Source organism: Saprospiraceae bacterium (assembly GCA_026129545.1).
Lineage (GTDB): Bacteria > Bacteroidota > Bacteroidia > Chitinophagales > Saprospiraceae > M3007.
The window spans coordinates 2,087,148-2,099,313 of record JAHCHX010000001.1 but is presented as its reverse complement, the minus strand read 5'-3'; the positions used below and the strand labels follow the sequence as shown (position 1 = coordinate 2,099,313).

Here is a 12,166-nt window from a genome sequence, read left to right as displayed (position 1 = left end):
TTTTTTCATTTTCCAAAAACACTTGATGCGTCTTTCTGGTTGTCTTGCCATCTTTTTAAAAAATGCCAGCACTCAAATCTCTTCGAATGCGCCTCAAGCGCCTGACGCGCCAGCTTATGTTGATTTTTTCCGTATTGCTTGTCGCGTGGATAGTGGCTGTGCAGGCGGGTTGTTTCGCCATGCGCACGCCTGATGGCGAATGGGCAGAAAAGATGAAAAGTCGCGGGCAGACGCTTGCCCCTGTGTTTTTGGATGTGCCGGACGGCGGCGGGCGCATGATTCATGCCGTGTATGTGGCTGCATCGGACAGTCTGCCCTTGGTGGTGCTGGTGCATGGCTCACCCGGCTCGGCAGACAATTATCTGGATTATCTGGCCGATACCATGCTGACCCGTGTCGCTCGTTTGGTGGCGATTGACCGCCCGGGGTTTGGCTACACGCAGGGTTTCGGCAGGGCGGAGCCTTCTCAGGCGGCGCAGGCGGCGGCGGTGTGGGCGGTGGTGCGGCATCTGTCTCCTCGTGGAAAGGTTTGGTTGGTGGGTCATTCGCTCGGTGGCCCGGTGATTGCTCGGTTTGCCATGGACTACCCGGAGCAAACGGCAGGGCTGGTGTTGGTAGCGGCTTCCATTGACCCGGGGCAGGAGGAGCACCCTTGGTGGCAGTCGGCCATTCACCCGCCGCCTTTGAAGTGGGTGATTCCAAAAAGTCTGTGGGCCAGCAATGCCGAAATAAAACCATTGGAGGGCGAATTGAGAAAAATGCTGCCACTTTGGGAACGGGTTGTTTGCCCGGTGCGCGTCGTCCATGCGCTCGATGACCGACTTGTGCCGGTGGCCAATGCCGACTTTGCCCAAAGGGTGCTTCAGAACAGCCCTGATGTGACGTTGAGGATACTGCCCGACGGCGACCACTTCATTTTGTGGAATCGCTACGCCACGGTGAAACAAGAGTTGTTGGAGGGGTTGGGGCATTGAAAAACCGAAATCATGGAGGGGCACTCGACATTATACTATGGTTCGCTAGGGTTTGTCAGTTTACCATGCTCGCTCTTCCTGATTTTTTTTGCAGATTGCGATTTTAGCCATGCCAAAAACTTGGCGGCGCGAGGTATATTAGACTTGTTGCGGTTGAGGCCTTTGGCAAAGGGAAAGCCCTTTTTCCGACTGGCTTCGTTAAATTTTTCGCCGAATATGCCCGATTTCGATTGCAAAATTTGCCTTGCCAGTCGAAAAAATGACAATCCCCTTCACTCAAAGCCCTCCACCGCAACAAGTCTATTCAGGCGGTGATTTGATGATTTGAAATCACCGCCTGAATAGTTCGCGTTTTCGACATTTTCCCTCGACCTCTCCCGATAAATTCTCTCCTCCCCCTCAAATCACCTCTACCCACTTGCCGGGTATCGTTGCTCGAATGCGATTGTCGTACATGGCTTCGCAGGCCACCGTCGGGAGGTAGTAGCGCCCGGCATAGGCGGCGTTGAGTTGGATTCGATAGACGCGGGTGTCTGATTGATTCTGATTGTGGGGGCGGGGCAGGTTGAAATAAGTATAGACCCGGTCGTCGCGGATGTCCTGATAATCCGATGGGCTGTTTGCCAGACCGGAGACGCTGTTCATGCGGGCGTTGAGGATTTCCCAGCCAGAGGGGAAGGTTTGGGAGAGGGCGAGTTCGGTGAAAGGGAAGCTAAAGTCTGAGTTGCGTCGCACTGTCACCTCTGCCACGAAGTCGGTGCCTTGTGGCAGGCGGCCGATGTCAATGGGGTTGCCCTTTGAGTCGGTGTAGCGGATGCTGAGGGCGATGTTGCTGGCCGTTGCTTGTTCCTCGCCCACGACGGGGCGAGCACTGACGATGAGGCGGGTGTATAGTTTTGCCTTGCCGTTGTTTTTCACTGCTGCCGAGGTGCTGTTGTCCGCGAGATTCACCGTGCTGATGGGTCTGCTGCTGTCGCCGTTTTTCCAGCCGTTACCGTTGATGCGATAGGCAAATGAGGCTCCTTCCTTGAAGTTTTTGCTTACATATTTTGAAAGGGCCCGCAGTGAGGTGGCTAGGCTTTGGGTGTTCCAATACGAGCCGTTTTCTTTGCCGAGTTCATTGCAGACGAGGTTGGCTGTTGTTTGTGCGCGGGCCACGTCGCCGATGGCCGTGTAGGTTTCGAGCATGAGCGCACGGTCGCGGAGGTCGCTGCCGTAGGTGCGGCCCCACCAGTTGTAGCGCCAGTCGTCGCGCCATTTGGTGGCGATGATTTCTTTGGCTGCTTCGGGCTTGCCTGCTTGGGCATAAGCGGCGGCGAGCAGGGAGGCCGATTGGGCGTATTGGTCTTTTTTCTCGCGGAGGCGATTCATGCCGGCGAGGTCTGGCTTGCTGGCCAGCGCCAGTGTGTAGAGGCGATAAGCTTGGGTGAGGTCGTTGTCGTAGTAGTCGGTGCTGCTGCTGTTCCAGCGTCGGCTGGTGTTGGTTTGGTAGGCGAGCCATTTGTCCAAAATGCCTGCCGGAATCGAATATCCTTTGTTTTTGGCTTCCAGCAAAAAATGCCCTGCGTAGGTGCTGCTCCAATCGTTCACGTCGGCCTCGCCGGGCCAGTAGGAGAAGCTGCCGCCCGGTTGCTGAAAATTGCGGAGTGTCTCGATGGCTGCGGTGATGTTGCGTGTCACCTCGTTTTTTTGTTTCTCCGAAAGTGGTGCAAGCAAATCCACATAGAGTTGTGGGAACGCGCTTGAAGTGACCTGTTCCACACAGCCGTGTGGGTATTGAATCAGGTATTGCAAATGCTGGCTCAGGTTGATGGCGGGCAGGGCGCTGACTTCCAGCACCGTGGAGGCGACATCGGTGAATCGGCTGGGGTCGAATGTCTGCGACCACTCTTGGCCGGGTTCGACGGTGCCTTCCCACACGGTGGACACGATGGGGTTGGGGTTTCTGACCATAATCTCGATGTCCTGCGAGACCGTCTCCCCGCCTCCCTGTGCCGTGATGGTGAATTTGGCGGCGCCGGTTTTGTTGCCCACTTTCAAATCGAAATAGGTCATTTGCTCGCCGGGCTGGCTGAACGTGAGCGCATTGGAGCCATCGCCTTGCACTGCGACGAGGCCGGTTTTTTCCGCGACCCGCACGGTCGCGTTTTTCACCTTGCTCTCCATGGCAAACACGTCCACAGGTAGTTTGAGTGACTCGCCGGGACCAAGCACGCGCGGCAGGGTGGGCAGAATCATGAGTGGCTTGCGCACGGGGCAGGTTTTTTCGGCCATGCCATAAGCGCCTTTGCTGTTGGCGGCGGGGGCCGAACAGACGAGCATGGCACGCACGGAGCCGACATAATTGTCGAGTTTCAGGGTGTGTTTGGCCGTTTTGCCTTTTTCCAAATAGAAAGGCCCGATGTGGACGACGGCGGGCTTGAAACGGTTGACCTGCGCGGCATTTTTGGCTTTTTGGTTGATGGCATCGCCACCGACGGCCAGTATGCGCTCCAATTCGGCACCATAAGCGCCGAGCACATAGTCGTAGATGTCCCACGTTTTCACGCCGAGGGCTTCGCGGGCGTAGAAGGTGTTCCACGGGTTGGGTGTCTCGAATCGAGTGAGGTCGAGCAGGCCCTCGTCCACGATGGCAAGGGTGTAGGCGCAGGCTTTTCCGCTGCTTTCGCTGACGCTGACGGTGAAGGTTTCGCCGGGCTTCAGCACGTCGGGCATGGCCAATTTGGGCTGGAGATGTGTCTGCGGGTTTTCCACGTTGACGGGCATCACGCCGTACATCCGAATGGGGAGGTCGTTTTTGGTTTGGGCGTGGGGTTGCAGCAAGCTGACGTGGGCGTAAATTGTCGGGGCCATTTCTTCCGTCGTCTTGAATTTGAGGAGATTGTCGCCGGATTTGGCATCGAACCACAGGTGGCGGGCGACGCGGGTGCCGTTTTCGAGGGTGAGCAGGATGCGCCCGTTTTCGCTGGCAGGCACTTTGAGCACCACCTCCTCGCCTACCGCATATTTTTCTTTTTCTACCGAAAAAGCCAGCATGGCGGCGGCGTTTCGGCTCTTGATATCATCAAGTTGGGCGGGGTAGCCGCTCCAAAAAAAATCTCCCCCTGCATGGCCGCCTTGGGGGTCAACGGCGCGGATGAGGTAGCGACCCCAGTTGCCTGGGCGGACTTTCCATTTGGCAAGCCCGCGCGCGTCGGTGACGAGGGTGGCTTTTTCGACGGCGTTGACGTGGTTGGCGGAGTTGTATTGGGCGACGTTGGCGGAGCGGTCTTCATCCCACCACCAGCGCCAGTCGCAGCGGTAGAGGCCGACCTCGATTTTTTTGTTGGGCTGTGGGCGACCATCTTTGCTCACCACGGCGAACTGCACCTCGCCTCCGTCCTGACTGAGCTCTTTGGAGCCCCAACGATTGACCGGGATGGCCACGCCCACGAATTGGTCGTAGGGGAAATAGTCGAGCGCAAAATTGTCGGTGCTGAAATCGCCGCTTTTCTCGAAGGCGCGTATGCGGAAATTTGCCACCAACTTGCCGGGGGCTTGGTCGCTGTGACCGAGTTGGAGCGGCACGTTGGCCTGGCCGCTTTCGTCGGTGCTGCCATCGAACAGCACTTGCGGTTCGCTGTAAAAATCGCGTGCGGGGTCGTCGAACACAAAGTCTTTGAAGTTGGGAAACCGGGTTTGGGTCGTGCGCATTTCCATTTCCACTTTGGCTTTCAGGTTGCTTGCGGTGGCGCCGTGAAGCCATTTGACCATGAGTTTGCCATTCAGGTTTCGGTCGTTGCTCGACAGTTCTTTTTTCCCAAAATTCAAGTCAAGTTTCAGTCGGTTGGGTTTTACGGTCTCTATTTTCAGTTGCTTGGTGAAGGTCGCGCCGCCGACTTGCACTTTGGCTGTCCAATTGCCCGTTGGGGCATCGGGGCGGGTGGCGCAGTGCAGCGGATAGACGCCGCCCGTGCTTTGGGTGGACACGACGCGATATTGCAGCGACCCGCGCGGGTCGGTGAGTTCGAGCGTGATGGGGTGCTCGTTGGGCAGCGTGCCCAATTTGTCTTCCAGCACGAAATTGAGGAAGAGCGAGTCGCCCGGTCGCCACACGCCGCGTTCGCCATAGAGGTAGCCCTTCAAGCCTTTTTGTGCTTCGGTGCCTGCCACGTCGAAGCGGCTGAGCGAGAGGGTGCTGCCGTCGGCCATGCGCAAATAGCCGCGGCTGCCGCCGCGTGTCGCCACGGCCACGAAGGGCACCTCGCGCAGCCCTTCCACCACGACTGTGCCGGAGGCGTCGGTGCGTGTTTTGGCGAGGGGTTGCAGCTGGTAGTTGAAGAGTTCCACATCCACGTTGCTCACTGGCGCGGTGGTGTGGAGGTTGGTGACGGCTACGAAGAGCGAATTGTCCTTGCCGCGCTTGGCGGTGATGCCCAAATCGCTGACAAGGGCGTTGCGCTTGACGAAGCGCTGATAGTTGTAGTATTCGCGGGTGCAGGGGTTCTCTCGATTGCCCCACTCGTAGCCTTCGTCGTCGTACCAATCGCTACTGAAGTAGATGCCGCGATAACCGCCAAGGATGCTGGTCAGCTGGCCGTTGTCGTCGAGCTGGCCGATGCGAGCGATGCCATCGGCGTCTGCCCAATCCTCACCTGAGGCTTGGGGTGTCTGGTCGGCGCTGTTGCTTTCGTTGGGGCTGCAAGTGTAGGTGGTGTAGCCACGTCGGAAAGCGAGACGCACCTGATATATGGCGCTTGGGTCTTGCTGCACGATGTCTTTTAGGTCGAGGGCATAACGTTGCCAAGCGGAGCTGCTGGCTCTGGGGTTGAGTTCGCTAAGGGAGATTTTTTTCTGCAAAATAATTTTCCCGACGCGCTCGAGTTCGTAGTCTCCTTCCAATTCGTTGACTTGCAAATACTGGAGAATGTTGGGGTTGTAAATTTTGAACACTTCGACGTCCACCGCACGCAGGCCGACGGCTTCAAAGGGGAAAATGATGCTTCCGTCGGTGTTTTGGGGGATGATGGCGCCGCGCCCGACCAACCGCACGGAAGGTTTTAGGTCTTCAAACACCAGCGCCCAGTCGCTGCGTCCTTTCATGGAGGCCCCTGCGATGTTTCTGATGCCTGCCTCCACGCGCAAGTTCTTGTCGCCCACCACGCGGCTGCCGGGATAGACGCGCACGAAATTGCCATCCACGTTGAAAGTCAAATTGCCGGTGTAATCGTCTAGCCGAATCAGCCCGCTCAAATCCTGTTTGGTAGCGATGGGGTCGGAAAAATTGAGCACGACGTGCGGGATTTCGGTTTGCACGACTTTGGCGCTGAGCACGACAAACTCATCGAGCGCCGGCACCATTTGCTCCATTTTGTCTTTTTTGTTGATGCCGATGGGGTCGCCCGTCCACGACAGCTCCACTTTGGAGCGGACGTTGCCGCGTTCTACGTTGTTGACATAAAACTCGTGGGTGCGGTTGTTGTCTTTGTGTACCCAACTGATGGGGAGGGCTTTGTTGCCTTGTCTGGCCGAAAGCATTTTTTCCACCGGGCCTGCCTCGACGGATTCGCTGGTGAAGATGCTACCCGTGAGCTGCTGCAAGTGCAAGTTGGAAGCATCCTGTGTGCGCAACCCGTCGGTGATGACCTCAAAAGCGAGCTCGCGAATGTTGAAGTCGAACTCAAAGGCTTGTACGTTGCTCGGCACATCCTTGAAAATTTTTCCCAACGCTACCTTGCCGACGTATTTTTTGCCGTACGGCAAGGGTTCGGTGGGCTGAAACAGAATGGTGCGGTCGTCTTCCCAGACCGCGTCGCCTGCGATGGCCGGGGACACGGAGAAAAACTTTGATGCCACCTGTTTGCCGACTTGGTCGGTGCCGACTGCCGGATGGACGAATCGCACGCGAATGGCGTCGGTGCGCCCGATGGCACCGCTTGTGTAAGCATATACATACTTCGACACTGCCAAATGATAGGCTTCGTCTTTGTTGATTTTGCTGCAAGCGTTGAACAGGATAAGGGGATAGAGCAGGGATAGGGCGAAAAATGTGAGATGCTTCCGCATGGGTATGAAAGTGTGGATAGTAAGTGAGTCGGTTCTTTCTTGGGATAAAAGTAGGGGGAAATCCAATTCAATAACCAGATTGAAAAGGATTTGAAAATAGGCTTGTAGCGGTGGAGGGCTTTGAGTGAAGGGGATGGTCATTTTTTCGACCGCCGAGGCAAATTTTGCAGTCGAAATCGGGCATATTCGGCGAAAAATTTGCCTCGGCGGTCGGAAAAAGAGCTTTCCCTTCGCCAAAGGCCTCCGCCGCGACAAGTCTAATGTCCTTGATTGGTTGGAGTGGTTTTCACGCGGTGGCAAGCATCGTTCGCTCAAAACCATATAGCGTTGACTCTATTAGCGCCCTTTTTCAAGGGCATATTAAGTTTTTGTGACTGACCAAACATGGGGCGCGATTGCCTACTTTTGCCGACACATACCTAAAACTCAGTCACCATGCACAAGCCCAAGTTGAAAGTCTTGACCATTGACGGCGGCGGTATTCGAGGCATCCTCCCCTGCGCCATTTTGGCCGAACTCGAGCGGCGCCTCGGCAAGCCTATTGCCGAAACGTTTGACCTGATTGCCGGCACCTCCACGGGTGGCATCATTGCCTGCGGCCTCAACGTGCCGCACCCCACCACAGCAGGCAAGCCGAAATTCTCCGCCGCGCAATTGGGCGAGCTGTACGAAAAAAACGGGGCCGACATTTTCAAAAAAAGGGGCGGCATCTTTTCCGGCGTGACCAAACTGTTCGGAAAATCATTTGCCCACGATGGGCTGGAAACCTTGCTTCGTGATTATTTCGGCGACGCGCAACTGAACCAAACCTTCTCCGAACTGCTCGTCACCTCCTACGACATCGAGCACCGCAAGCCTTTTTACTTCCTTTCACGGCTGGCCAAACAAAACCCCCAAGCGGAGAATTTTCCCCTGCTCGACATCGCTCGCTCCACTTCGGCGGCGCCTACCTACTTCGAGCCGAACGCCCTGCCGTGGGTCAACGGTGACAAACTGACGCTTGTGGACGGCGGCGTGTTTGCCAACAACCCCTCCATGCTCGCATACGCGGAAGCGACAGAAATGCTTCGCGCCAAACCTTCGGCAGTGGCAGCAGCGACCACCGCCTCGGAGCAGCATGATGTTGTGGATGACTTGGATTTGGAAGCGTTTGTCCCGACGGTCAGCACTGGCGCGTCCGACATTTTCATGCTCTCGCTCGGCACCGGGCGCGTGGTGCGCCCCTATCGCTACGAAAGTGCCAAATCCTGGGGCATGGCTCAATGGATTCGGCCCATCATTGACATTCTGATGCAAGGTGTGTCGGAAAGCGTTGACTATCAGATGAACTATGTGTTGCCGCCTCATGCTGACGGGACCAAGCACTATGTTCGCATCAACCCTGTGATTCCCGAAGAGTGTTCCGAGATGTCGGACGTGTCGGAAAAGAACATCCAAGGCTTGCAAGCAGTCGCCCGCCAAGCCGTTGAGGAAAATGAGGCGTTGATAGAAGAGGTGTGCAGGGTGCTGGCATAAATCTGCCGGCATGGGTAGGTGTGGCATGGCCGCGCTTGGGAATTTTGATGAGGCTGTCTCAAAAGGTTGATAAAGTTGATACGGTTGATGAAAGTTGATATGTGGAGTGAAAAACGGCATGAATCTCTGCCTTTCCGAATCAAAACGTCAACCTTCATAAACTTTGATAAACCCTCGTCAACCTTTTGGGACAGCAGCGGTGGAGCGAGGTGCTGGTGCCAACCACTTGTCCCACCGTTTCTTGTTGGCGAGGATGCCAACAAGGGCAAAATTCGAAGAAATTGATGGCGTTGATAAAACTCCAATAACGCAACCTTCCGGTTGGCGAGCGCCCAGTAACGCTGACAAAAAAATCTGGTCCACCACCCGTTGGTCGCCAGTAGTGGGCTAATCGTTCTTCGTCTTACTTCGGCTTCACAATCCTTGTGTGTACTCTTCCATTGGTGAATACAATCGTGTCGGGGTAATTTGGAGAATTGTTTGAAGAGCCTTTCACAAATGCTACCTGAAACTCCGCCCAGATTTGGTCGCCTTTTATCTGAGTGATTTCAATGTAGTTGTCAACAACTCCTTCGAGGAGGGAGTAAGCATCGCCTAAAACATCACCATCATCCAATACCGTGAAAAATTTTGCGCCAACGAGAGAATCTATGTCGCGTGCGTCTGTTTTGGATAATGGATATTTGCCAACTTGTTCTGGAATTTTATAGATGAATATTCTTTCTCGCTGAAAGCCTTTTTTGTTGAATTTGTGAATCAAAACATCTATTCCCTGTTTGTAAGGGGCATTAACGATGGCGTACGGATTAGCCTCCCAAGCACCAGTGTTGAATCTGGCATAAGCGGTTCCCCAATAGTAACCATCTGGCCCTTCCTTAGAACAAGAAAAAAGAAAAACAAGGGCTATTGTTGAAATTGAAATGAGTTGTCGCATGGTAAAAAGAAATTGGCCCACCACCCGCTGGCTACAGGTGGCGGGCGGGTTTGAATCCTTGAGTTTTACTCCGGCTTGAAGATTTTCGTGTGAATCTTCCCATTAGAAAGGATGATAGTGTCGGGATAGCTGGACACGGTACCCACAATCTGTCGCACAAACGCCACCTGAAATTCCGCCCAAATTTGGTCGCCTTCTATTTTGTTGATTTCCAGATAGTTGTCGGCACCTCCCTTATGGAGACGATAGACATCTCCCAGAACATCGACATCATCCATTGTGAAAAATTTCGCCCCGATGAGGGAGTCTATATCGCGAACCTCTGTGTCAGACAATGGATATTTGCCTGTCGTTGACGGGAGTTTGTAAAGAAAAAGAATCTCTTTTACATAACCACTTTTGCCCTGCCTTTCGATTACAATATCTATGCCTTGCATATAGGGTTTGTTGACTGAAGCCCGAGGTTTCGCCAGCCATGAGTCTCCATTGAACTTGGCGCTTGCCGTTCCCCAATAGTAGTCGTTTGACTCTTCCTTAGAGCATGAAAAAACAAAAATGACGAGTGATATGAAAATGAGTTGTCGCATGGTAAAAAGAAATTGGCCCACTATCGGCAATCAGCCAATAGTGGGCAAGTTTATTAATCTTGTTAGTTTTTGACAAATTTTTGAGAAATCAAGCGGTCGCCTACCCGGACTTGCAAGAAGTAAACACTGGGAGGTAAGGCTGAGGTGTCCAAACGGCGTTGGGTTTGTCCTTTTTCAACCGGAAATGATTGTTGGCTCAGCAACCGGCCCACCGCGTCGTTCAGGCTGAAGGCAACGTTGGCTGCTGAAGGCGACTGTATAGTAAGCAGGACGGCCTCGCCAGCAGGGTTGGGCATTAGCGTCACAAATTCCTCTTGTGTGTTCGCGACCCTGTTGTTTCGGTCGCAATTGCTTGGAAAGCCGGGGTCTATCGCAACGACATAAGTGAACGCCTCGTGAGTCTGGTTGTCGGAAGAAATACCCTTGACCTTTATGTGCAGGTTAGCCCCCGGCGTACATGGGGCGTTCACGCTAAACACGCTGCCTACCCCTTGCAAAGTGCCGTAAGTAAACCCATCGGTGCTGGTGTACCATTCGAATTGATATGGCCCGGGGCCGCCTCCCACGCCTGAGGCATAAAAGGTGGTGTATGCGCACGGGCAAGCTTCTTGGTCGCTGCTTGGGATGACTTTGAATGGCGAACTCACATCGTCGGTTCTGAATGCTGCCACCGTGCAAGCATTGGTGCGCAGCTGTCGTGCATTGTTCTCATATTCTTCCGTGCCAGTTGATTCTTTCTTGTAGTACACATCAGGGTTGGAAAAATACGGTATCCTTTGAGGCGAAACGGGGACATACATAACTGTTTTTTGCTTATCCCTGAAAGGCCAGCAGCCAGTTTTGAAGATGTGTCCGTGTTCAAAATCGCCGTTTGGGTCGTCATAGATGTCGTGCCGACAACCCAGCAAGTGTGCCATCTCATGAGCCGTGGTGTGGAGAGACTCGCCAACCCGGTTCACGATACATAAGGCTGAGCCAGATGAAGGACCTAAAGCCCCTGCTACTCCCCATAGACTATACTCTCCATCTGTGTACACTACTACGAGGTCTGCCCGTGTATCATCACGCATTTGCGCCACCACAGTATCGCTTACTAACGTGGTAACATCATTCTGAATGTTATCAGTTTCTTCAAAATCAAATGGTTGGATACTATTCAAAATAAAGGTCAACTCATTGGGCGTAACCTTGCTGTTTCGAAGGATTTGATTTGCGTTGACGAAGGCTGTCACTATCCTGTCTTCCAAGCCTGCGGCGGCGGCTTCGGCATTGGGAGTGTAGAGCGCGAGCACTCTGACGGGGCAATTCCCTTCTGTCCTGTCTTGAGCCATGGCTTCGGCCACGATTTTGCCGCCGGAGTCGGGCATGGCACATTCCAGCACATTATTGGTGTAATCTCTCCGCGCCAAAACTCTTTTCCCTCCGCCCAACTCATGAAGGCTCCAATGGTCGTCGTCAATGTGAACCGAGCCAAACACGCGCCCGGCGCGAGAAATGACGGTGACCGAGCCGTTGTAACATTCGCATTCTTCTTCTGTCTCGCCGTCTTCTTTTTCCACTTCGCCGTACCAGTAATAGTCGCCGTTGCTGTATGCCTCTATTGTCTTGGCTTTGACTTGGGCAGTACAATCTTTGCCGGGCATTTGGAGGTTGATTACTCCTCCTTGTTGAAGGTCTTTGACGAAAGCGACCTGCACAAATTGAGTGGAAGCAGTCGTGCTTTCCTGCTGAATTTTGCCGAGTTTCATCTGTTGTTCAGAGCTGAGTTCTCCGCTGCCGACGGAGACTACGGTGAAAAATTGCCCCCCCCCCCTGTGCAAAAGCAAGGTTAGTGGCGAGCGTGAAAAAAGTGGCTGACAGGAGCCAAAAAGCGGTCATCGAATTCTTGTTTTTCATTGAAATCAAGTTTTGAAAAGCGTGAAAAGAAAGTAATAGTGGTTGGAAAGTAGGGGAGCGCAAGCAAATGTAACAAAATTGCAACATTCGCACAAATTCAATTTTTAAACAGCCTATTCTGCCTGAATGGGGAGATAAATCTATCTTTACTTTGATGCTGCTGTTGGCGAGGATGCCAACAAGGGCATAACTTCGCCTGAACAAAACACCGTTGC

The 12,166-nt window shown here is 53.9% G+C and carries 6 protein-coding genes; 2 read left to right on the top strand and 4 right to left on the bottom strand.

Features of this window, described 5'->3' with window-relative positions:
• Positions 1–62 precede the first annotated feature (62 nt).
• Complete coding sequence (locus KIS77_08080; GenBank protein MCW5922285.1) at positions 63–974, top strand: alpha/beta hydrolase; 912 nt, start codon at positions 63–65, stop codon at positions 972–974.
• 399 nt (positions 975–1,373) lie between these two features.
• Here the strand turns inward: KIS77_08080 and KIS77_08075 are convergent, their stop codons facing one another.
• Positions 1,374–7,019: an alpha-2-macroglobulin gene (locus tag KIS77_08075; GenBank protein MCW5922284.1), complete on the bottom strand. Its 5,646-nt coding sequence runs from the start codon at positions 7,017–7,019 to the stop codon at positions 1,374–1,376.
• Between the two features lie 435 nt (positions 7,020–7,454).
• Here KIS77_08075 and KIS77_08070 point away from each other — a divergent pair, with 435 nt between their 5' ends.
• Complete coding sequence (locus KIS77_08070) at positions 7,455–8,534, top strand: patatin-like phospholipase family protein (GenBank protein MCW5922283.1); 1,080 nt, start codon at positions 7,455–7,457, stop codon at positions 8,532–8,534.
• Between the two features lie 403 nt (positions 8,535–8,937).
• Here the strand turns inward: KIS77_08070 and KIS77_08065 are convergent, their stop codons facing one another.
• From KIS77_08065 to KIS77_08055, 3 genes are all read right to left on the bottom strand, one after another.
• Entirely contained in the window at positions 8,938–9,468 is a 531-nt protein-coding gene (locus KIS77_08065; protein MCW5922282.1) for a hypothetical protein, read from the bottom strand.
• A 65-nt stretch (positions 9,469–9,533) separates the two neighbouring features.
• Positions 9,534–10,055 (bottom strand): hypothetical protein, encoded by a 522-nt coding sequence (locus tag KIS77_08060; protein ID MCW5922281.1) that lies wholly within the window; start codon positions 10,053–10,055, stop codon positions 9,534–9,536.
• A 62-nt stretch (positions 10,056–10,117) separates the two neighbouring features.
• Positions 10,118–11,881, bottom strand: a complete 1,764-nt coding sequence (locus tag KIS77_08055) for a zinc-dependent metalloprotease (GenBank protein MCW5922280.1) — start codon at positions 11,879–11,881, stop codon at positions 10,118–10,120.
• Positions 11,882–12,166: the final 285 nt, after the last annotated feature.